Origin of the sequence: Bradyrhizobium sp. 157 (genome assembly GCF_023073815.1) — a bacterium.
In the GTDB taxonomy this organism is placed as follows: domain Bacteria; phylum Pseudomonadota; class Alphaproteobacteria; order Rhizobiales; family Xanthobacteraceae; genus Bradyrhizobium.
Window position 1 is genome coordinate 64,759 of the sequence record NZ_JADPKF010000012.1, and the last position, 21,906, is coordinate 86,664.

Annotated in this window: 16 protein-coding genes; 10 read left to right on the top strand and 6 right to left on the bottom strand. The window is 64.0% G+C overall.

All coding sequences use genetic code 11. The features are described 5' to 3' along the window. Positions 1–508: 508 nt before the first annotated feature. The 3 genes from glmS to IVA95_RS01855 all read left to right on the top strand — a co-directional run bounded on the left by glmS (position 509) and on the right by IVA95_RS01855 (position 4,252). Positions 509–2,335: a glutamine--fructose-6-phosphate transaminase (isomerizing) gene (glmS, locus tag IVA95_RS01845; RefSeq protein WP_247508943.1), complete on the top strand. Its 1,827-nt coding sequence runs from the start codon at positions 509–511 to the stop codon at positions 2,333–2,335. A gap of 92 nt (positions 2,336–2,427) precedes the next feature. Beyond that, positions 2,428–3,210 carry a DUF502 domain-containing protein gene (locus IVA95_RS01850; protein WP_213253804.1) on the top strand — a complete coding sequence of 261 codons (783 nt, stop codon included), beginning with the start codon at positions 2,428–2,430 and terminating at the stop codon, positions 3,208–3,210. Positions 3,211–3,268: 58 nt separating this feature from the next. Then, positions 3,269–4,252 carry a dihydrodipicolinate synthase family protein gene (locus IVA95_RS01855; protein WP_247508944.1) on the top strand — a complete coding sequence of 328 codons (984 nt, stop codon included), beginning with the start codon at positions 3,269–3,271 and terminating at the stop codon, positions 4,250–4,252. On the opposite strand, the gene recG is transcribed toward IVA95_RS01855, so the two are convergent. Then, a complete protein-coding gene (gene recG, locus IVA95_RS01860) occupies positions 4,204–6,312 on the bottom strand; it encodes an ATP-dependent DNA helicase RecG (RefSeq protein WP_247508945.1) in 2,109 nt (702 codons plus the stop codon). The genes IVA95_RS01855 and recG overlap by 49 nt on opposite strands. A 276-nt stretch (positions 6,313–6,588) precedes the next feature. Here recG and IVA95_RS01865 point away from each other — a divergent pair, with 276 nt between their 5' ends. Continuing rightward, the gene (locus IVA95_RS01865) at positions 6,589–6,879 is read left to right on the top strand and encodes a succinate dehydrogenase assembly factor 2 (protein ID WP_247508946.1); all 291 of its coding nucleotides are present in this window, start codon (positions 6,589–6,591) and stop codon (positions 6,877–6,879) included. Beyond that, positions 6,876–10,394: a transcription-repair coupling factor gene (mfd, locus tag IVA95_RS01870; RefSeq protein WP_247508947.1), complete on the top strand. Its 3,519-nt coding sequence runs from the start codon at positions 6,876–6,878 to the stop codon at positions 10,392–10,394. Before IVA95_RS01865 ends, mfd begins: the two co-directional genes overlap by 4 nt. Positions 10,395–10,509: 115 nt before the next feature. Here mfd and IVA95_RS01875 read toward each other — a convergent pair whose 3' ends face one another. From IVA95_RS01875 to IVA95_RS01885, 3 genes are all read right to left on the bottom strand, one after another. Continuing rightward, entirely contained in the window at positions 10,510–11,754 is a 1,245-nt protein-coding gene (locus IVA95_RS01875) for a GGDEF domain-containing protein (protein WP_247508948.1), read from the bottom strand. Between the two features lie 89 nt (positions 11,755–11,843). Further along, entirely contained in the window at positions 11,844–13,349 is a 1,506-nt protein-coding gene (locus IVA95_RS01880; RefSeq protein WP_247508949.1) for a class I adenylate-forming enzyme family protein, read from the bottom strand. A gap of 46 nt (positions 13,350–13,395) precedes the next feature. Next, entirely contained in the window at positions 13,396–15,162 is a 1,767-nt protein-coding gene (locus IVA95_RS01885; RefSeq protein ID WP_247508958.1) for an extracellular solute-binding protein, read from the bottom strand. Between the two features lie 322 nt (positions 15,163–15,484). Here IVA95_RS01885 and IVA95_RS01890 point away from each other — a divergent pair, with 322 nt between their 5' ends. After that, positions 15,485–16,312 carry an invasion associated locus B family protein gene (locus tag IVA95_RS01890; protein ID WP_247508950.1) on the top strand — a complete coding sequence of 276 codons (828 nt, stop codon included), beginning with the start codon at positions 15,485–15,487 and terminating at the stop codon, positions 16,310–16,312. A gap of 67 nt (positions 16,313–16,379) precedes the next feature. Here IVA95_RS01890 and hspQ read toward each other — a convergent pair whose 3' ends face one another. Continuing rightward, entirely contained in the window at positions 16,380–16,712 is a 333-nt protein-coding gene (gene hspQ / locus IVA95_RS01895) for a heat shock protein HspQ (protein ID WP_027537766.1), read from the bottom strand. Between the two features lie 124 nt (positions 16,713–16,836). On the opposite strand from hspQ, the gene IVA95_RS01900 reads away from it, so the two are divergent. Then, complete coding sequence (locus IVA95_RS01900; protein ID WP_247508951.1) at positions 16,837–17,790, top strand: AEC family transporter; 954 nt, start codon at positions 16,837–16,839, stop codon at positions 17,788–17,790. Between the two features lie 87 nt (positions 17,791–17,877). Here IVA95_RS01900 and IVA95_RS01905 read toward each other — a convergent pair whose 3' ends face one another. Beyond that, the gene (locus IVA95_RS01905) at positions 17,878–19,068 is read right to left on the bottom strand and encodes a UbiH/UbiF family hydroxylase (RefSeq protein ID WP_247508952.1); all 1,191 of its coding nucleotides are present in this window, start codon (positions 19,066–19,068) and stop codon (positions 17,878–17,880) included. Between the two features lie 135 nt (positions 19,069–19,203). Here IVA95_RS01905 and pcsA point away from each other — a divergent pair, with 135 nt between their 5' ends. The 3 genes from pcsA to IVA95_RS01920 all read left to right on the top strand — a co-directional run bounded on the left by pcsA (position 19,204) and on the right by IVA95_RS01920 (position 21,732). Continuing rightward, the gene (gene pcsA, locus IVA95_RS01910; RefSeq protein ID WP_247508953.1) at positions 19,204–19,938 is read left to right on the top strand and encodes a phosphatidylcholine synthase; all 735 of its coding nucleotides are present in this window, start codon (positions 19,204–19,206) and stop codon (positions 19,936–19,938) included. Beyond that, the gene (locus IVA95_RS01915) at positions 19,935–20,663 is read left to right on the top strand and encodes a TerC family protein (protein WP_247508954.1); all 729 of its coding nucleotides are present in this window, start codon (positions 19,935–19,937) and stop codon (positions 20,661–20,663) included. Before pcsA ends, IVA95_RS01915 begins: the two co-directional genes overlap by 4 nt. 94 nt (positions 20,664–20,757) lie before the next feature. Further along, positions 20,758–21,732 (top strand): quinone oxidoreductase, encoded by a 975-nt coding sequence (locus IVA95_RS01920; RefSeq protein ID WP_213253791.1) that lies wholly within the window; start codon positions 20,758–20,760, stop codon positions 21,730–21,732. Positions 21,733–21,906: the final 174 nt, after the last annotated feature.

Consider the following 21,906-nt stretch of genomic DNA (forward strand, 5'->3'; position numbering starts at 1 on the left):
GAACCTCAGTCGGCATCTCGCCGATCGGAGTGACGGTTGAGGGCGCTGCGTACGGCGAAGTCGTGTGGTTCTGGCATCCGTGGCTGATGTCAAGCCAGCGGAGATGCGTCGGCCCGACCGGGCTTAGACAAATCTCAATCCGCTGGTGACGGTGACAAAAAGGAATTCGTCGCCGGGAAGAGCACGAAGTAAGCCGTAAAGCCATTGCGCAGGGAATGCCGGATTGCCTCCGCTGAACCTGTATGCTCGTGTGCGCTTCCTTCTACCCATTGCACACGAGACCGCGGGTGCAGCGCGCATCCGGCATTCCCTGCTCCCTCTTTTTTGGGGGGAACCAAGGCCACAGCTCGGGCAGCTCATGCCGCGAGATCGCGGACCTGTATTCCGTTAAGCTTTCCGCTTAAGACTGTCTCAATACGCAACAATTATTGAGTATCTGTCGGCCCGCAATTACCGTTAAGAGGAAGCGGGTTGCGACGCATTTCGTCGATTTGGGGTATTGAACCGCATGTGCGGCATTGTCGGCATTCTTGGGAAAGCTCCGGTCGCGGAGCTCCTGGTGGATTCACTCAAACGGCTTGAATATCGCGGCTATGATTCCGCAGGCGTCGCCACGCTGGAAGGCGATCACCTCGCTCGCCGCCGCGCCGAGGGCAAGCTGAAGAACCTCGAGAAGCGGCTCGATGCGGAACCGCTGAAGGGTCACACCGGGATCGGACACACCCGCTGGGCAACGCACGGCAAGCCGACCGAGAACAATGCGCACCCGCACGCGACCGATCGCGTCGCCGTGGTTCACAACGGCATCATCGAGAACTTTCGCGAGTTGCGCGAGGCACTGGAGAAGAAGGGGGCAGTCTTCAAGACCGAAACCGATACCGAGATCGTTCTGCATCTGGTCGATAGCCTGCTGCAGAAGGGCATCAAGCCGGTCGAGGCGGTGAGGGCGGCGCTGTCGGAACTGCGCGGCGCGTTCGCGCTCGGGTTCATCTTCGCCGGCGACGAAGATCTGATGATCGGCGCGCGCAACGGTCCGCCGCTCGCCGTGGGGCACGGCGACGGCGAGATGTATCTGGGCTCGGATGCGATCGCGCTCGGGCCGTTCACCGATACGATCAGCTATCTCGACGACGGCGACTGGGTGGTGCTGACGCGCAAGGGCGCGACCATCTATGACAAGAACAACGCAATCGTGCACCGCGAGGCGGTCAAGCACAGCGCCTCGACCTCGCTGGTCGACAAAGCGAACTACCGCCACTTCATGGCCAAGGAAATCCACGAGCAGCCGGAAGTCGTCGGGCACACGATGGCGCGCTACGTCGACATGGCGAGCGAGCGCGTGATGCTCCCGGTCAAGCTGCCGTTCGACTTCAAGGACATCCAGCGCATTTCGATCACGGCCTGTGGCACCGCGAATTATGCCGGCTATGTCGCCAAATACTGGTTCGAGCGGCTGGCGCGCGTGCCGGTCGAAATCGATATCGCCTCCGAATTCCGCTACCGCGAGGCGCCCTTGCGCAAGGGCGATCTTGCGATCTTCATCTCGCAGTCCGGCGAGACCGCCGACACGCTGGCCGCGCTGCGCTATGCCAAGGCCGAGGGCGTTCACACCCTGTCGGTCGTGAACGTGCCGACCTCGACGATCGCGCGCGAAAGCGAGACCGTGCTGCAGACGCTGGCCGGCCCCGAAATCGGCGTTGCCTCGACCAAGGCCTTCACTTGTCAGTTGATGGTGCTGGCCTCGCTCGCGGTCGCCGCCGGCAAGGCGCGCGGCGAATTGTCCGATGAAGACGAAACCAAACTCGTTCACGGTCTCGTCGAGATTCCGCGGCTGATGGCGGCGGCGCTGACGTTGGAACCGCAGATCGAAAAGCTGGCGCGCGACATCTCGAAATCGAAGGACGTGCTCTATCTCGGCCGCGGCACCAGCTATCCGCTGGCGCTGGAAGGCGCGCTGAAGCTGAAGGAAATTTCCTATATTCACGCCGAGGGCTATGCCGCCGGCGAGCTCAAGCACGGGCCGATTGCGTTGATCGACGAGACCATGCCGGTGGTGGTGATCGCGCCGCACGACCGGGTGTTCGAGAAGACGGTCTCCAACATGCAGGAAGTAGCGGCCCGCGGCGGCAACATCATCCTGATGACCGACGCCAGGGGAGCGGCGGAAGCCAGCATCGAATCGCTTGTCACCATCGTGCTGCCCGATATGGCAGCGGCGTTCACCCCGATGGTCTATGCCATCCCGGTGCAGCTCCTGGCCTATCATACCGCCGTGGTGATGGGCACCGACGTCGATCAGCCGCGAAATCTCGCGAAATCGGTAACCGTCGAATAGGCGCGAGCCCATTGGCTGTCACGTTGGCTCTTCAAAAACCTGCTAGGATGGCTTAGCTGGCATAGAAGCCCGCCGCCCGACCTGGAACCAGAATGAACCGCGAAGAACTGCCCCCGACCGCGCCCCTGGATGAACCTCTCCCGGAGGCTCACCCTCCCGGGCTAATGGCCCGTTTCCGGAACTATTTTCTGACCGGACTGATTGTCGCAGGGCCGGTCGCGATCACGCTATACCTGACCTGGTGGTTCGTGAACTGGGTCGACAATATCGTCCGGCCGTTCGTGCCCACGGCCTACCGTCCCGAAACCTATCTGCCATTCGGGCTGCCCGGCTCGGGGCTGATCGTCGCGGTGGTTGCGCTGACGCTGTTGGGCTTCCTTACCGCCAATTTGATCGGGCGGACGCTGGTCGATCTCGGCGAAAGATTGCTTGGCCGCATGCCCGTGGTGCGCGCGATCTATCGCGGCCTGAAGCAGGTGTTCGAGACGCTGTTCTCGGGCAAGGGGTCGAGCTTTCGCAAGGTCGGCCTGGTTGAATTTCCCTCGCCGGGCATGTGGTCGATCGTCCTGATCTCGCAGCCGCCGAGCGTGAACATCGCCAGCCAGCTTCCCGACCAGGAAGAGCACATCTCGGTGTTCCTGCCCTGCGCGCCGAACCCGACCACGGGTTTCTTTTTCTACGTGCCGAAGAGCAAGATCATCGAAGTCGACATGACCACCGAGGACGCCGCGACCCTGATCATGTCGGCCGGCGTGGTGCAGCCCGGCTCCGATCCGCAGAAGCGCAACGCCGCGCTGGCCGGCATGGCGAATGCGGCCCGCGTGGCGAATTCGGCCGCGCTGGCGCGGGCTCCAGCAAAGGTGAAGGTGGAGTAGGGCGCGTGACGTTCCTCCGCCGCCAACGCGAGCCTCAGGACGCTGACAGGCCGACATCATGACCAAGAAGATCGAAGGCATCATCCCGGTGATGATCACGCCGTTCACCGAAAGCGGCCAGATCGACTATCCCGGCCTGGGCCGGCTGGTGGAATGGTACATCGACCATGGTTCGGACGCGCTGTTTGCGGTCTGCCAGTCCAGCGAGATGCAGTTTCTCAGTCTCGACGAACGGGTTGAGCTCGCCGCTTTCGTCAGACAAGCCGCAGCAGGCCGTGTCCCGGTGATCGCTTCCGGTCACATCGGCGAAAGCCTGGATGACCAACTTGCCGAGCTGATCGCGATTGCCGCAACCGGAGTTGACGGCATGGTGCTCGTCACCAACCGGCTCGACGCCAAGCGGGAAGGCGGCAGCAGGTTCATCGACGATCTGACCTGGCTGCTCGATCGGCTGCCGAAGCAAATTCCGCTCGGTCTCTACGAATGCCCGGCGCCTTATCGCCGTCTGCTCACCGATGATGAACTAAAGTTCTGCGCCAATACCGGCCGCTTCGTCATCCTCAAGGACGTGTCCTGCGACCTCGAAACGGTGAGGCGCCGCGTGACGCTGACCAGGGGCACGCCGCTTGCCATCGTCAATGCCAATGCGGCGATTGCCTTTCAGGCATTGAAAGCCGGTTCACGCGGCTTCACCGGCGTATTCACGAACTTTCATCCCGATCTCTACAAATGGCTGATGACGGAGCATGCCTATCATCCGGCGCTGGCGGACGAACTTTCCGTCTACCTCGCGCTGTCGGCGATGGCCGAACCGATGGGCTATCCGAAGCTCGCAAAGCTCTACCACCAGCGCCTCGGCACGTTCTCCTGCACCGATAGCCGCGCCGTCACCTTCGATATCCGCGAGAAATTCTGGGCGCTGGATGCGCTGTTGGACAAGATCGTCGAGGGCACCGAGCACTACCGGCTTCGCCTTGCCACGGTTGCAGCGAGTTATCCGGCCCCGATCAGCGGCACCGCTTCATCGCGCTCATACAGATAGAGCAGACAGCGCAGCGCTTCACCGCGCTCGCCCTTCAGCTTTGGATTGTCCTTCATGATGCGCAGCGCCTCGTCGCGGGCTTGCGTGATGAGCTGGCCGTGCACGTCGGAGCGGGCGATGCGATAGCCGGGCAGGCCGCTCTGGCGGATGCCGAGCACATCGCCTTCGCCGCGCAGCTTGAGATCCTCCTCGGCGATCCGAAAGCCGTCGGTGGTCTCCCGGATCACCTTCAGCCGCGCCGCCGACATCTCGCCGAGCGGCTCCTTGTACAGCAACAGGCAGGTCGAGGATTCGGACCCGCGGCCGATCCGGCCGCGGAGCTGGTGTAACTGCGCGAGCCCGAAGCGTTCGGCGTTTTCGATCACCATGATGGTCGCGGCGGGGACGTCGACGCCGACTTCGACCACGGTGGTGGCGACCAGGAGCCCGATCTCGTGGGCGGCGAACTGCGCCATCACGCGATCCTTCTCCGGGCCCTTCATCTGACCATGGACCAATCCGACGCGATCGCCGAAGCGCTTCTGCAGCTTCTCGAAGCGTTCGGTTGCGTTGGTGAGATGTTCGGTACCCTCGGCCTCGGATTCCTCGACCAGTGGACAGATCCAGTAAACCAGCTTGCCGGCCTTCAGCGCGCGGCCAACGGCATCGACGACTTCATCGAGGCGGCTGGCCGGAACCGCGCGGGTGTCGATCGGCTGGCGGCCGGCCGGTTTCTCGCGCAATTCGGAGACGTCCATGTCGCCGAAATAAGTGAGTACCAGCGTGCGCGGGATCGGGGTTGCGCTCAAGACCAGCACGTCGACCGCTTCGCCCTTGTTGGTGAGCGCCAGCCGTTCGCGCACGCCGAAGCGATGCTGCTCGTCGACCACGGCCAGCGCCAGCGCCTTGAAGATCACGTCGTCCTGGATCAGCGCGTGGGTGCCGACCAGAAAATCGATTTCGCCGGCTTCGAGCTGCGCAAGTATCTCGCGCCGCTCCTTGCCCTTTTCTCGGCCGGTCAGGATCGCTACGCGCAGCCCCGCCCTTTCGGCCAGCGGTGCGATGGTCTTGATGTGCTGGCGCGCCAGGATTTCGGTCGGCGCCATCAGCGCGGCCTGCTTGCCGGCCTCGACGACCGCAGCAGCGGCGAGCAGCGCCACCACCGTCTTGCCGGACCCGACGTCGCCCTGCAGCAGCCGCAACATCCGCACCGGCTGGAGCAAATCCTCGGTGATGGCGGCGACCGCCGCGCGCTGCGAGGCGGTGAGCGCATAGGGCAACGCATCGATGATCTTGTGGCGCAGGTGGCCGTCGCCGGCGTTGCGGTCGCCGGCCGGACGCCGTAGTTGCGCGCGCACCAGCGCCAGCGCCAGTTGGCCGGCGAATAGCTCGTCGAAGGCGAGCCGCGACCAGAACGGTCCGTCCGGCAAAATGTCCGTGAGTTCGACCGGCACATGCACACGGGTGAGCGCCTCCCGGACGGGTGGAAACTTGCAGCGACGGATCACTTCCGGGCTGATCCACTCCGGCAGTTCCGGCAACTTCTGTAGCGCCTGCGCGATCGCCCGGCGCAGCGAACCCAGCGCGAGGCCTTCAGTCAGGGGGTAGACCGGATCGATGCCGCTCAATTTTGAAAACGCCGCTTCGTCGACGACGCGGTCGGGATGCACGATCTGCGGGATGCCATCATACATCTGCAGCGTGCCGGAAACGTATCGCTTCTCGCCGACCGGCAGCAGTTTTTCAATATAGCCCGGCTTGGCGCGGAAAAACGTCAGCACCACGTCGCCGGTATCATCGCTAGCGTAGACGAGATAGGGCGCGCGGGCACTGCGCGGCGGAGGCGGCCGGTGATGGTCCACGGTGACCTCCAGCGTCACCACGGTTCCCTGCACCGCCTCGCGAATCTTCGGCCGCGCCCGGCGGTCGATCACGCTGGCCGGCAGGTGCAGCAAGAGATCGACCAGCCGCGGCGTCTCATCGCGCCCGAGCAGATAGCGCAACAGCTTGTCCTGCTTCGGCCCGACGCCCGGCAGGCTCGTGACCGGCGCAAACAAGGGATTGAGCAGGGTGGGGCGCATCAGCTCTCTCATCGCACATCGTGCGTCATGCGCGGGCTTACCGCCTTCGCCAAGGCTTCGGCGGCCGAGCACGCTCCTGGCCCGGCGAAGCCTTGGCGGAGACGGGATCCGCGCATCCATCACTCTTCAAAAGATGATGGATTGCCGGGTCAAGCCCGGCAATGACACCGTAGTAGTAATTCACGGAACTGTTGGGGCTGACATTCGTCACCTCGACCGCTATATCAACCCGGCCCGGCACGTCCGGGCTTTTGGCGTTCGGATGGGACCAGAGAAATGACGGGATTGACACGATCGAGCGGTGGCCTCGATGACCGCCGCAAGCGGCTTTTGTTTCGCTGCTGGCATCGCGGCACCCGTGAGATGGACCTCATCCTCGGGCGCTTTGCGGATGCCGAGATATCGGGCATGCGCGATGACGAGCTGACCGAGTTGGAACGCCTGATCGAGGTGCCTGATCCCGATCTGTATGCCGCGCTGACCGGCGGCACGCCACTCGATCCGGAATATGCGACCGTGCTGTTCGATCGCATCAAGGCATTTCGCGCCGTGGATCACGACGCATGAAGGCGCCCGTCAAATCGCCCGCCGCGCTGCTGGCCCCCGGCCGGGCGCTAACCTTTGCCAATGTCGCCGAGGGCGCGGAGGGGCTGGTCGTATCCGACCTCGCGCGCGCGGTCGCGGCCAGGCCGAAACCGCCGGCTGTGAGCCTTGCCGTGGTCTGCCGCGACGGCCCGCGCATGCAGCAATTGGCGCGGGCGCTGGAGTTCTTCGCGCCCGATCTGCCGGTGATGCAGTTTCCGGCCTGGGATTGCCAGCCCTATGACCGGGTGTCGCCGCATGGCGGCGTCCTGGCGCAGCGCCTGACGACGCTGGCGCGGCTGTCGCGCCTGCAGGGCAGCGACAAGCCGCTGATCGTGCTGACGACGGTAAACGCCATCGTGCAGCGCGTGCCGGCGCGCGAGGTGGTGGCGGCGCAGGCGCTGTCGGTTGCGCCCGGCCATGTCGTGCCTATGGATTCGATCGTCGCCTGGCTGGAGCACAACGGCTATAACCGCTCCTCGACCGTGCGCGAGCCCGGCGAATATGCCGTGCGGGGCGGCATCCTCGATCTGTTTCCGGCGGGGCTCGATCAGCCGGTGCGGTTCGACTTCTTTGGCGACTCCCTGGAATCGATCCGGACGTTTGATGCCGAAACCCAGCGCACGCTTCTCGACATGCGCGCGCTCGATCTGGTGCCGATCTCTGAATTCCAACTCGTCACCGAAACTATCCGCCGCTTCCGCATGGGCTATGTCGCGACCTTCGGTGCACCCGAGCGTGACGATCCGCTCTATGAAGCCGTCAGCGAAGGACGCCGCCATCCCGGCATGGAGCATTGGCTGCCGCTGTTCCAGGAGCGGATGGATACGCTATTCGACTATCTCGACGGCGCGCCGGTCGCGATCGAACCGCAAGGCGAGGACGCCGCGCGCGAACGTTTCAAGCAGATCGCGGACTACTACGAGGCACGGCGCGAGGCGCTGGAGCATCCGGGGTCAGGCGCGATCTACAAGCCGTTGCCGCCTGACCGGCTCTATCTGACGGAAACGGAGTGGACGACGCGGCTGGGCGACGCCGCGGTGGCGCGGCTGACGCCGTTTGCCGTGCCGGAGGGCACCGGCGACGTGTTCGACGCCGGTGCGCGGCAGGGCCGCAATTTCACGCCCGAGCGTGCCGATACCTCCGTCAACGTGTTCGAAGCGGTCGTGGCGCATGTGCTGGCCTTGCAGGCGCAGCGCAAGAAGGTGGTGATCGCGCTGTGGAGCGAAGGCTCGCGCGACCGCATGGCCAGCATGCTGCGGGATCACAAGCTCGCCAATATCACCAGCGTCAACACCTGGCGTACCGTGCAGGCAACGCCGCGCAACGAGGCCATGCTGGCGGTGGTCGGCATGGAAAGCGGTTTCGAGACCGATGAATTCGCCGTCATCAGCGAGCAGGACATTCTCGGCGACCGCCTGGTGCGCCAGCGCAAAACAAGCCGCAAGCTCGACAACTTCATTTCCGAAGTCACGAGCCTTTCGACCGGCGACCTCGTGGTCCATGTCGAGCACGGCATCGGGCGCTTTGTCGGCTTGCAGACGATCGAGGTCGGTGGCGCGCCGCATGATTGCCTCGAGCTGCATTATGCCGCCGAAACAAAGCTGTTCCTGCCAGTCGAGAACATCGAGCTGCTGTCGCGCTACGGCTCCGATCACGCCAATGTGGAGCTGGACCGGCTGGGTGGCGGCGGCTGGCAGGCCCGCAAGGCCAAGCTGAAGAACCGGATTCGCGAGATCGCCGGCGAACTGATCAAGATCGCGGCCGAACGGCAACTGCACGAAGCGCCGAAAATGCCGGTGCAGCCGCATGTCTATGACGAATTCTGTGCGCGCTTCCCTTACGAGGAGACTGAGGACCAGCTTGGCGCCATTACATCCACACTGAAAGACCTTGAAACCGGCCGTCCCATGGACCGGCTGATCTGCGGCGACGTCGGCTTCGGCAAAACCGAGGTGGCGTTGCGCGCGGCGTTCGCGGTCGCGCTGGAAGGCAAGCAGGTCGCCGTCGTCGTGCCGACCACGCTGCTTGCCCGCCAGCACAGCAAGAATTTTGCCGAACGTTTTCGCGGCTTTCCAGTCAATGTCGCGCAGGCCTCCCGGCTGATCCCGGCCAAGGAACTGACGCAGGTCAAGAAGGGGCTGGCCGAAGGCCATGTCGATATCGTGGTCGGCACGCATGCGCTGCTCGGCAAATCGATCAAGTTCCGCGATCTGGGCCTTTTGATCGTCGACGAGGAGCAGCACTTTGGCGTCAGCCACAAGGAAAAGCTGAAGCAGTTGCGGGCGCAGGTGCATGTGCTGACACTGAGCGCTACGCCGATCCCGCGGACGCTGCAGCTAGCGCTGACCGGCGTGCGTGATCTTTCGATTATCGCCTCACCCCCGGTCGATCGCCTCGCGGTGCGCACCTTCGTGGCGCCGCACGATCCCCTGATGATCCGCGAGGCGCTGCTGCGCGAGCGCTACCGCGGCGGACAGGCGTTCTACGTGGTGCCGCGGATCGAGGACCTCGCCGGCGTCAAGGACTTCCTCGACAAGAACGTGCCGGAGATGAAGGTTGCAGTCGCGCATGGCCAGATGGCGCCGACCATGATCGAGGACATCATGTCGGCGTTCTACGACGGCAAGTACGATATCCTGCTCTCGACCACGATCATCGAGTCCGGCCTCGACATTCCGAACGCCAATACGCTGATCGTGCATCGCGCCGACATGTTCGGGCTCGCACAGCTCTATCAGTTGCGCGGCCGGGTGGGGCGCTCGAAGCTCCGCGCCTACGCGCTGTTCGCGTTGCCGGCACAGCAGAAGATCACCGCGCAGGCTGAACGGCGGCTGAAGGTGCTGCAGTCACTGGAAACGCTGGGCGCGGGTTTCCAGCTCGCATCGCACGATCTCGATATCCGCGGCGCCGGCAATCTGCTCGGCGAAGAACAATCCGGTCACATCAAGGAAGTTGGCTTCGAGCTCTATCAATCGATGCTGGAGGAGGCGATCCTCAATCTCAAGGCCGGCGTCGCCGAGCCCGCCGCGGACCGCTGGTCGCCGCAGATCACCATCGGCATGCCGGTGCTGATCCCCGAGGATTACGTCAACGATCTCTCGGTGCGGCTGTCGCTGTACCGGCGGCTCGCCGATCTCGACACCGACGAGGAGATCGACAATTTCGCCGCCGAGATGCGCGACCGTTTCGGCGTGCTGCCGGACGAAGTCCGCTATCTCTTCAAGGTCGCCGCGATCAAGGCGTATTGCCGGCGAGCCAATGTCGAGAAGGTCGACGCCGGTCCGAAGGGCGCGGTGATCTCGTTCCGCGACAACAGCTTTGCCCAGCCGGATCGCCTCGTCGCCTTCATCCGTCAGCACGGCCAGGCCGCGAAGGTGCGGCCGGACATGAAGGTGGTATTCCTGCAGCAATGGAAGACGCCGGAAGAGCGGCTGATGGGTACAACCGAGATCTTGCGCCAGCTCGCCAATCTCGCGGAGAGCAAAAAGGCGGCGTGAAACGCGTCGATCCATCCCCCGTCATTGCGAGGAGCGAAAGCGACGAAGCAATCCATGCCTACCGCATATGCGGAGAGATGGATTGCTTCGCTTCGCTCGCAATGACGGCGAGGCTCTACGACGCCGCCCGTTGCGCCTCGTCCTGCAGCCGCGATCGCAGCGACTTTGCGGAATCCTTCGGCAGCAGCGTTGCCACCGTCACGGTTGGCTCCGACCGTGCGTCGCGCTGGCCATGGCTGGTATGGCGCATCACGCTTGACAACCGCCGCGCGATGGCGTGAGCCGACTTCAGGTCGGCTTCGGCAAAGACAACGACGACTGAGCCGTCTTCCTGGGTGGCGCCGAAATCCATTTGCCGCATCAGGCGGCTGATGATCCGCGCGCCGTCGAATTGCGCGCGGGGATGGTCGGGATCGAACGCAAAGCGTGCCACCGACAATCCGCCGCCGCGTTGCTGCGTCTGGTAGATGGCGCTGGCAAAGTCGCGCTCGAAGGCTTCCGGGGTGAGCAGACCAGTGCGCGCGTCGATCAGGCCATCCGCGTCGATGGCTTTCAGTGTGCGGCTGAGATGCGCTTCGAAGGCGTGCTGGCGGATCAGCGGCAGCGCGATCGCTGCCACCCGGGCGGCGTCGCGGGAGATGATCTCGAGGTTTGACAAATCATAGGCCGGCGCCAGATCGGCTGCCGTCACGACGACGGGAAGATTGCGGAAGCGTGCATCCTCCGTCAGCACGGTGAGGAAGGCATCGACGACGCGGAGGCTAAATCCTTCGCCGAGCACGATGCCGTCGATATCTCTGGCGTTCAGATGCTTCGCAGCCGCCTCGATCGAAAGCGCGCCGACCACGCCGGTGCGCTCGCCAAGCGCGACCGACAGCGCGGGATAGGCGCCGCCGCGGCCGATCAGCAGCACGGTAGCGTCGCGCGCCGGATCGATATGCGACAACGCCATCGGCGCCGTCGGTACCAGCCGGCGCATCACCGTTGCATGCAATGACCGCACGCGCAGGGCGGCGCGCAGGCGAGCCGCCAGCCGGTCGGAGCCGCCTCGTTGGGCGTGTGGGACTTGGCTCTGAAAGAAGGGAATGACGTTGTCCGGAACAGGAATCTGCGGATCGACCGCGATCAGCGGCAGGTAGGGCTGACGCGCTGCGACCCGCACGGCCAGCTCCGCCAATCCGGCTGCGTCGGTGCCGGAGGTTTCGGCCAGCACGGCCGCCGGTTGCACCTGCTCGACCGCGCGCGCCGCATCCGTCCACCCGGTATCGACCACCGGAAACAGTCTCGCGACGTCGAGCGTGGCGGCAAAGGACGGCCGTTTCGCGGTCGATACGACGAGGATCGGACCTTGCTGGGACATCTGAGAACTCGGATCAGGCGAGCAATTTGAGCCGCGATCCTAGTTTGTGGCGCTTAATGTGGCGTCAACGGGCGCCCGCCAGCGGCTTCTCAGGCGGCGTTGCTCCGATCCCGAAATGCTTCCACCATCAAGGGGTTAAGGCCGAGTTCTGTCAGCGCGTCTCGGGCACGGGCGTTGTCGAGCGCACGGCCGGCAAGCCGGTGGCCGCTGAGGCGGTCCGGCAGCGCGGTCAGCAGCGCGCCCTGACCGAGCCGGCGCGCCCACTCCTGAAGGTCCTGCGCCAGGAATCGGTAGCCGCCGACGGCCATGACGCCGGACGGCGGCGCGGTGATATTGACCGCACCTGTGACGCGGTCGAGCCGCGCCGCGTAATCCGTATCCACATAGTCGCGCGGCGGCGACGCGATCAGGGAGTCGCTCGGCGGAGGAGGAGGTGCATAGGCCGCGACCGGCACCATCGGTCCGCGTAGTCCCAACGTGCCGCGCGGCGTCAGCAGGATCTCGCCCGCGATCGATGATCCCGGCAAATCGCGCGGCGCTCCGTGCGGGCCGGGCTTGATCAGAGCCGGCGAGCCGTCTTCCGCGATCCGTCGGGCACCAAACAATCCGGCCTCGCCGAACAGATACACATCCGTCAGCGTCGCCTGTTGCGCGGCCCAGCACGCGCTGGAGCCGACCTGCTCCGGGGTACGCCACAGGCCGATGACATTGCGCAGGCTCGCCATCCGCGCGCCGAGGTCCAGTTCGTCCAGCCGCAGCGCCAGTTGGGCAGGTGCGATCAGCGTGTCGCAGGCCTGCTCGTTGAGCTGCTGCTCCAGCACCTCGTCGTCGAACGGATGGTGCAACGCCAGTGTTCCGCCCGACAGCAGCCAGATCGCCAGCGACGAGGCGAGGCCGGCAAATGACATCGGCGAGAAGGCAGACAGGATGATTGCGCCCTGCGGCACGTCGCTTTCGAGCGACATGGCAAGCCCGCCGGCGATCAGGCCGAGATGGGCGCGCGGGACCGGCCGGAAGCCGTCCGAGGTGACGTCGAAGGAAATCAGCGCCGCTTTGCGGCCGTCCTGGATCACGGCGCGCGTGGTCGGGGATTCCCGGAAGATGGCGTTGTCGAGTGAGGCCATGCCCTCGGGCAGGTCGCCGCCGAAGCCGCAGACATGGCGGATCGAGAACGCTTCTGCGGCAGCGTTCATGGCGAGATCCGAGTAGATCACGCCATCGATTCTGCCTGAGGTCACGATCGCCCGGGCGGCGGTGCGGTTGAGCGCCATGGTCAATTCCGACTGCCGCCAGAGCAGCGGCAGCACCGCGACGACGAGGCCGGCGCGGAAGGCGGCAAGCACGGTGAGTGCGAATTCGATGGTGTTGGGCAGCTGAACCGCGATCACCGAATTGGACGGCAAGCCGGATTCGATGAAGTGCGCGGCCAGCGACGAGATCATGCGGTCGGCCTGCGCGAAGGTAAGACGCTTCGGCGGCTGGCCGGTGATGCGCTGCTTGTTGGGGGGATCGACCAGCGCCAGCGCGTCCGGCTGCCGTGCCAGGTTCCGTTTGAACAACGTATCGAGCGTTGGCGAAGCGGTGGGCTGGGTCACGGCGTTACTTCGGCTCTGTCGCGGAGGTTGGATCGCTTTGGCGAGTTCACTTCATTTCCGGCTTCTGCCACCAGGTTTCCGGCAGATAGCCCGTCAACGCGGTCGCTGTAGGTTGTTCTATCCGATTCCACCGCGCAATCCATTGCTCCTGCACGTTAAACACTGGAATTGCGTAGAAGCCCGACATCAGGACGCGGTCGAGCGCCCGCACCGCGGAGACGAAAGCCGGGCGTTCGCGTGCCTCGAGCAGGGCAGCGATCATGGCGTCGATCGCGGGCTCCTTGGCGCCCATGTAATTCCGAGTGCCGGGAATGTCGGCGGCCTGGGTGCCCCAGTAGAAGGACTGCTCGTTGCCGGGGGATAGCGACTGGTCCCAGCGGTTCTGCAGCATGTCGAACTCGTAGCCGAGCCGGCGCTGGTCGAACTGCACGGGATCGACCGTGCGGACGCTAGCTTCGATGCCGGCGCGCTTGAGGTCGCGCTGATAGGACAGCGCAATCCGCTCCTGGTCGCGCGTCGTCACCAGGATTTCGAAAGTGAGAGGGGTCCTCGACGAACGCTGCCGCAGTATGGGTCCGTCGAGATCGTAGCCGGCTTCCGACAGCAATTTGAGTGCGCTGCGCAGGGTTGTTCGATCGCGGCCCGATCCGTCGGTGATGGGCAGGCGGTACGTGCCATCGAGAATATCCGGCCGGATCCGTTCGGCGAATGGCTTCAAGAGTTCGCGCTCGTGCTCGTCGGCCGGGCGGGCATAGGCGGATAGTTCGGACCCTGCGAAGAAGCCTGCCGCGCGCGCATAGAGTCCGAAAAAGTAATTGCGGTTGATCCATTCGAAATCGAACAGCAGCATCAGGGCTTGCCGCACCCGGATGTCTGAAAACACCGGACGCCGCGTGTTGAACACCAGGAATTCCGAGGGTTGCGGCATTCCGGTCTTGATGGTGTCGCGGATCACTTCGCCGCTGCGGGCGGCCGGAAAATCGTAGCCCTCATGCCAGCGCAGCGGCTCATGCTCGACGCGAAAATCATAGAGACCGCGCTTGAATGCCTCGAACTGGCCGTTCGCCTCGCGATAGAAGTCGATCCTGATCTCGTCGAAGTTCCACAATCCCCGATTCACCGGCAGGTCGCGACCCCAGTAGTCGGGATCGCGGGTCAGCGTGACGCTGGCGCCCGGCTTGACGGCGGTGACGCGATAGGGGCCGGAACCAACCGGTCCGGTCATCGTGGTTTCCTCGAACGTCGCCGGATCGACGGCGTGCTGCGGCAAGACCGGCATCAGCCCGAGGATCAGCGGCAGCTCGCGGTCGTTGGCGCCACCGAAATCGAACCGTACGGTGAGCGGATCGGGCGCTTCGGCCCTTACGACTTTGGAATAATACTGGCGGTGATTGGGGCGACCCTTGTCGCGCAGCAAGGCCCACGAAAACAGGACGTCCTTTGCCGTGACCGGCTTGCCGTCGGCGAAGCGCGCTTTGGAGTCGAGGTGGAAGGTGACGTAGCTGCGCGCGTCATCGGTCTCGACGGTTCTGGCCAGCAAGCCGTAGAGCGTGAAAGCCTCGTCATTGCCGCGCGCCATCAAGCTCTCGACCACGAAGCCCCTGATCTGCTGAACCGCGAGGCCGCGGACGATCAGGGGGTTGAGGCTGTCGAAGGTTCCGAGGGCGCCCCAGATCAGCCGTCCGCCCTTCGGCGCTTCGAGATTGGCGTAGGGCATATGCGTGAAACCGGGGGGAAGAGCAGGCGCGCCGTGCATCGCCAGCGCGTGGCTTTCGGCCGCCTTGCTTTCGTGGAACGGCGCCAGCGCCGTCATTGCCAGCGCAAGGGCAATGCCGGCGAGCACACGCAGGGGGATACGACCGGAGCGGGTCATAGGCGGGTAGGGATCTGATTCGAAAATACGCACGAAGAAAGCTTTACCATAGGCTTCGGCCTCGGCCTGCGAGGAACACCCAAAGATGCTTGTCGGCATTGATCTTTTCGTCTGCCGCTGTATTGAAGGCGGGCAGTTGATGACGGCGGGAACGCCTGTCACGTATCCGCCTCAATTGCCAACGAGACAGCCGCCCCAGCGCGGCTTGGTGTCGGTGCCTGTAGCGGTTTCGGGCGCTCCGGTTCAGAAAGGGTTTTCCGCAATGAATTTCCGTATCTTGGCCGCGTCGATTCGGCCGCGTGGGCAGGTCTTGGCCCTGTTGGCGGCGTCGGCATTGTCGGCAACGTTGATCGCGTCGGGCGCGCACGCCCAGCAGCCCGCGCCGGCGCCGGGCGCCCCGAAGGCTACTCCTGCCCCCGCGCCTGCCGCTCCGAAGGCGCCTCCGAAGGCTGCTCCCAAGGGTCCCGCCGGTGCTCCCGCGGCGCAGGCGCCTCCGGCTGGCGCTCCCGCCGGCGCGCCCCCGCCACAGGAGCAGCAGGTCCAGCTAATCTACGCGCCCTGGACCAAGTTCTGCCTTAAGGGCCAGGAAGCCGGCGCCAAGCAGGTTTGCTTCACCGGCAAGGACGGCCGCATCGAGTCGGGCCAACCAGTCATCGCCGCCGTCATCATCGAGCCGGAAGGCGAGCCGAAGAAGCTCCTGCGCGTGACCTTGCCGCTCGGCATGCAGCTCGTGCACGGAACCCGGATCATCGTTGATAACAATCCGCCGCAGCAGGGCCCCTATGTGATCTGCTTCCAGAACGGCTGCATGTCGGACTACGAAGCAACGCCCGAGCTGATCGCCAACTTGAAGAAGGGCCAAAACCTCGTCGTTCAGGCGATCAATTCCAACGGCGCGCCGCTGACGCTGCCGCTGCCGCTGGCCGGTGAATTCGCCAAGGCCTATGACGGTCCGCCGACCGATCCGAAGCAGTTCGAGGAAAACCAGAAGAAGCTGCAGGAAGAGCTGCAGAAGCGCGCTGAAGAGCAGCGCAAGAAGCTGGAGGGCACCCAGCCGGGCGGCGCCACTGCAAATCCGGCGGCGAAGTAACAGCCGCGCCATTGATAAAACAAAAAGGCGCCCGACCAGGGCGCCTTTTTCGTTGCGGCAGAGGTTGCTAGTTCAGCGACGGATTGCGCGGGCGGTAGCCGCCGGACTTGTCCTTCACGAAGATCTCGGCCACCTGCGAGTGCCGGATCGGCTCGCCGGAATCATCAGGCAGCAGATTTTGCTCGGAGACGTAGGCGACGTATTCGGACTCCGAGTTTTCCGCGAGCAGGTGATAGAACGGCTGATCCTTGTGGGGCCGAACCTCCTCGGGGATCGACAACCACCACTCCTCGGTGTTGTTGAATTCCGGATCAATATCGAAAATCACGCCCCGGAATGAAAACACCCGGTGGCGGACGATCTGGCCGATCTGAAATTTGGCGGTGCGCGCTTTGATCATGTCCCGTCGAATAGACCATGATTGTGGCCGATGCTAGGGGCAATAGGACGAATTAACCTTTACGCGTGGTGGCCATATCCGGTGCCATCCCCCCAAAATCACTGACGAAAAGACGCTGTCCTAGATGGTCGACATCCTCAACCTCGCGCTTCCCTATTTTGGCCTGATCTTCATCGGCTTTGTCTGCGGCAAGACCAGGAAGCTGCCGGAATCGGGCCTCGCCTGGATGAACTTCTTTCTGCTCTACGTCTCACTGCCGGCCCTGCTATTCCGCATCATGTCGGAGACGCCATTTTCCGAACTGAACAACCCGCCATTCCTGATCGCGACCACGCTGGCGACCGTGAGCGCCTTCGTGCTTGCCATGGTGACAGGCCGCATCATCGGCGAACTGTCGCTGCGCAAGGCGACGATGGCGGGCCTCGCCGGCGCTTACGGCAATATCGGCTATATGGGCCCCGGGCTGGCGCTGGCGGTGCTCGGAGCCAAGGCAGCGGCGCCGACCGCGCTGATCTTCTGCTGCGACAGCATTTTCCTGTTCACGATCGTGCCGCTATTGATGGCGCTGAGCGATCGCAAGCATCCGTCGTTCCTGCATGCCATTGGCATCGCCGCGAGGCAGATCGTGCTCAATCCGCTGATCATGTCGGCCGCCGCGGGGGCGCTCGTCGCGGCGTTGCACATTCAAGTGCCGGTTGCCGTCGACAGGACCCTGCTGTTTCTCCAGAACGCGGCGGCACCGACGGCGCTGTTCGTGCTGGGCGTTACCGTGGCACTGCGCCCGTTCGACCGGGTGCCCTGGGAAGTGCCTGGCGTGATCGCGATCAAGCTCCTGATCCATCCGCTTATCGTATTCGGGCTGATGCTGCTGTTCGGCCCGTTCGCGCAGCCCTGGGCCGCGACCGCCGTCCTGATGGCCGCGCTGCCGCCGGCGCTGAACGTGTTCGTGATCGCCCGGCAGAACAACACCTGGATCGAGCCGGCGTCAGTGGCTGTCCTGATCGGAACCTTCGCCTCCGTGGTCACGCTGACGAGCGTGATGTGGTTCATCCAGAGCGGACGGCTGGTGTTTCCGTAAGTGTGGCGCGGAGATACAAAATCGCGAAAACAACCCCATGCAAAGTAGAGTTGGGCTAGGTCGCAGCCCTCACGCGGGCGTCCGGAGCTAGCTTACGCGCTTCCAGGTCGGCGCCAGCCCCTCGCGCATGGCTAGCCGGCGCAGCGGGCCGAACGAGCCGAGCAGGTGCATGCCGGCCGCGCGCAGCGATTGCATGGGCAGGAAATCGCTGAGCAGGGAACGGTTGGCGACATCAATCGCGATCAGCCGGCTCGCGACGTCGGCGCGGCGGGCGGATTGATAGCGCGCCAGCACCGCCGGTGACCCCGGATCCTCGCCGAGCGAGATCGCATTGCCGGCGATGTCGGCGATATCAGCCGCATCGCGCAATCCCATGTTGAGGCCTTGCGCACCGATCGGCGGCACGACGTGGGCGGATTCACCGACAAGCGCGACGCGATGGCTGGCGAATTGCTCGGGACGCTCGATCGTCAGCGGAAACAGGTTGCGCCCGGCTTCGACCTGGACACTGCCGAGAATGGAGTGGGACTGCCTTTCCGCGGCTTCCGACAATTCCTCATCGCTGAGCGACATCAGCCGCTCCGCTTCCCTGGTTTCCGAAACCCACACCACGCTGCAGCGGTTGCCGGGCAGGGGCACGAATACGCATGGTCCTTGCGCGGTATGAAACTCGGTGGAGATGCCGTTGTGCGGTCGAGAATGAGAGATGTTGAAGGTCAACGCCGACTGGTGCAGGTCGCGGCGGCTGGTCTTGATGCCGGCCGCCTCGCGGGACGGTGATTGCCGACCATCTGCGCCGATCACGAGCCGCACGGAAAGTTGCTCGCCCTTGCCGGTACGGATGGCGACGGTCGCATCCTGCGGGTCGATCGCGGCGGCCTCATCGTCAAATCGAGTCAAATTGGAAAGTTCGGCGGCGCGCTCTTCGAGCGCAACCATTAACGATCGGTTGTCGATGTTGTAGCCGAACTGTTCGAGACCGATCTCGTCCGAGGAAAACCGCACCTCGGGCGCGCGGATCAGCCGGTCAGTGTCATCAACGAGGCGCATGGTCCGCAAGGCGGCGGCCTTGTCCCGGCAGCGCGGCCAGACCTCGAGACGTTCGAGCAACTCGGTGGAAGCCCCCAATAGGGCCGTGGTGCGGTTGTCCGCATAGGGCGCGCGGCGGGCAAGCAGGGCGGTTTTCGCGCCGGTAACGGCCAGCGCGACGGCCGCGGTCAGGCCCGCTGGCCCGCCGCCGATCACGGCAGCGTCATAAACTTGCGATGCACCATTCATAGCGGGACAATTGACGCTCGGCCCCGTATTTTCAAGCCATCAACCGGCCGAAATGTTTCCGCTCAAACACGTGGCGGAACGCCGCAAAGCGCTGATATGCAAATCGGGGCGATTCCTGATAGCACTGCCGGAGCAATGGACCAGACCACAGAGCCAGATTCCGTCCCATCGACCAGCCGAATGCGGACAGCAGCATTCGCCGTGCATGTCTTCACGGCGATGGGGGCGGGCATCGCGTTGCTCGCGATGCTGGAGGCCGTGCGCGGGCATTGGGCCAACATGTTCGGCTGGCTTGGCGTCGCCCTGATCATCGATGCCATCGACGGGCCGCTGGCGCGAAAGTTGGACGTCGTGCGGCTGCAGCCGAACTGGTCGGGCGAGGTGCTCGATCTCGTGGTCGATTTCGTGACCTACGTCTTCGTGCCGGCCTATGCCATCACCGCGAGCGGGATGCTGCTGCCGGAGGTGGCGCCGCTGCTTGGCATCGGCATCATGGTTTCCGGTGCGCTCTATTTCGCCGACCGGCGCATGAAGGCGTCTGACAACCACTTCCGCGGCTTTCCGGCGCTGTGGAACGCGGCGGCGTTTTATTTGTTCTTGCTGCACCTGCCGCCGATACTTTCCACTCTCGGAATCGCAATCCTGATCGCCCTCACATTCGCCCCGTTTCATGTGCTGCATCCGATCCGGGTGGTGCGACTACGCTGGCTGACCCTCTGGCTGATGGCCATTGGAGCCGTGCTGGCGATCTATACGCTCATCTGCGATTTCAATGTGGGCGCTCCCATCGTCGCCGCGCTTTGCGCCATTGCGGCTTACGTAATAGGAAGTGACGCCGTGATCCGGCAAATCAAGTCGTTCAAGGCATGATGGAATTATTGACTAGCCCGGAAGCCTGGGCGGCGCTGCTGACGTTGACGGCGCTGGAAATCGTGCTCGGCATCGACAACGTCATTTTCATCTCCGTGATCGTCTCGCGCCTTCCGGCGGCGCAGGCCAAACGGGCGCGCCAGATCGGCCTGTTGCTGGCGCTGGTGTTCCGCATCGTGCTGCTCACTCTGCTGGTGTGGCTGATCGGCCTGACGGAGCCGGTGATCACGGTACGAAATGTCGAACTGTCCTGGCGGGACATCATCCTGATTGCCGGCGGAGCCTTCCTGATCGCGAAGGCGACGCATGAAATTCATGGCGAGGTCGAGGCGAGCGATAGCGAGCCCAATGCCGAACCTAGAGCCAGCGTATTCTTCTGGGCAATCATGCAGATCATCGTCATAGACATCGTGTTCTCGCTGGACTCGATCATCACCGCGATCGGCATGGCGCAGGATCTGGAGATCATGATCGCCGCCGTCGTGATCGCATGCGTCGTCATGTACGTCTCGTCGGGCCCGGTGGCCCGGTTCGTGGCCAATCACCCGACCACCAAAATGCTGGCATTGGCGTTCCTGGTGCTGATCGGCGTGGCGCTGGTCGCCGATGGATTCAAATTCCATATCCCGCGCGGCTACATCTATTTTGCCATGTTGTTCGCAGCCGCTGTCGAAATGTTCAATGTGCTCGCCAGGCGCAACCGCCGAAAAGCAGCCGCCAAATAGGCGTTTTCGACCGATCAGTTGACAAGTCGACGGCGATGGCTTTCGTTTCGCTTGGTAGTTGGGGCGTTCAGCAAATACCGGAGGAGAGAGTGTCATGACCAAGGCTGTGCGCGTGCACAAGGTGGGGGGACCGGAAGCCCTGGTATACGAGGACGTCGAAGTCCCGGCGCCGGGGCCGGGCGAGGTTCGCCTCCGCCAGCATGCCGTTGGACTCAACTTCATCGACGTCTATTTCCGCACCGGCCTCTACAAGGCCCCCGGGTTGCCGTTCATTGCCGGCAATGAGGCCGCCGGCGAGGTTGTGGCGGTAGGCCCGGGCGTCACCAATTTTCATCCCGGCGACCGCGTCGCCTACTATTTCACGCTCGGCGGCTACGCCTCGGAGCGGGTGATCCCGGCGGACAAGCTGGTCAAGCTGCCCGACCACATCACCTATGAGCAGGGCGCGGTCCTGATGTTGAAGGGGCTGACGGTCTGGTACCTCCTGCACAAGACCTTCAAGGTCGAACCCGGCCATCGCGTGCTGATCCATGCCGCGGCCGGCGGCATCGGTTTGTTGGCCTGCCAATGGGCGAAGGCGCTCGGCGCGCATGTGATCGGCACCGTCGGCTCCAAGGCCAAGGCCGACCTCGCGCTCGCCAATGGCTGCGACCACGTCATCCTCTATAACGAAGAGGACTTCGTCGCCCGCGTGAAACAGATCAGCCGCAACGAGCTCTGCGACGTCGTCTATGACGGCGTCGGCAAGACCACCTTCCCGGGCTCGCTGTCGTGCTTGCGGCCACGTGGTCTGTTCGTCAGCTTCGGCAATGCCTCCGGTCCGGTGCCGCCGTTCCCGCTCGCCGAGCTCAACAATCACGGCTCGCTGTTTGCGACCCGGCCGAAGCTCAATGACTATGTCAGCACCCGCAAGGACCTGCTCGAAGGCGCCGACACACTGTTCGCCGCCGTCATCAACGGCAAGCTTCACGTGCCGATCAATCATGCCTACGCGCTGAAGGACGCGGCGAAGGCGCATACCGAGCTGGAGAGCCGCGCGACGACGGGCGCGGCGATCTTAAGGCCGTAAGCCGAGCCGTCATTGCGAGGAGCGATAGCGACGAAGCAATCCATTCCTCCACCGTGGAAGTATGGATTGCTTCGCTTCGCTCGCAATTGTCGATGTTCACTAATTCGCTGATTGGATCGCGGTGGTCTTGGTAGCGGCGAAGGCCTTGGGAGTTTGCCCTGCCAAGGCCTGATG